The organism is Blautia intestinalis, from assembly GCF_014297355.1.
GTDB classification, from domain to species: domain Bacteria; phylum Bacillota; class Clostridia; order Lachnospirales; family Lachnospiraceae; genus Blautia_A; species Blautia_A intestinalis.
The window spans coordinates 1-615 of the sequence record NZ_JACOQE010000041.1; the positions used below are offsets into that span (position 1 = coordinate 1).

Genomic DNA, 615 nt, shown 5'->3' on the forward strand with positions numbered 1-615 from the left:
AACCCGACAGAAGCCCAGAAAGGATTTGGCGGGACTTCTATGTGGATGGTATATTCTGCTTTTCTAAGCGGTCTTTCCATATATATAACAGTAGGCTCTTTTATTTCTGCCTCCACATGGTATTTTTCCTCAAGGATGGCACAAATGACTTCCATCTGCACATTCCCCAAAAAAGAAAGTATAATCTCATGCGTTGTAGTATCCACATAATATTTTAAAAGAGGGTCGCCATCTGAAATTTCTGTAAGTGCCCCAAGCAATATTTCCCGCTGTTCAGATTTCTTTACTGCAATCGTTGTTTGGAGCATAGGGAGAGGATTTTCAATAAATTTTCTCTGCGGCAACAGCATTTCGTTCCCCAAAATACTGTTTAGCTGCAAAACATCATTTGGTAAAATTACAATATCACCAGAGCAGGCTGTATCGGATGAATATAATTCACCGTTTGTCGGAACACACATCTCTGTGATTTTTATTTTCTCTTTTTCAGATATTTTAATAACATCCCTCAAATGCAATGTTCCGCTATATATACGCACATAAACAAAACGCCGCCTTTTCTCTGAATATTCAATCTTAAAAACCTGCCCGCATAGTTCAGATTGACCTTCAGGC

At 38.7% G+C, this 615-nt stretch carries 1 pseudogene; it reads right to left on the reverse strand.

The features are described 5' to 3' along the window. Positions 1-615 (reverse strand): annotated as a pseudogene (gene tet(O) / locus H8Z79_RS16695) (tetracycline resistance ribosomal protection protein Tet(O)); the annotation flags it as partial.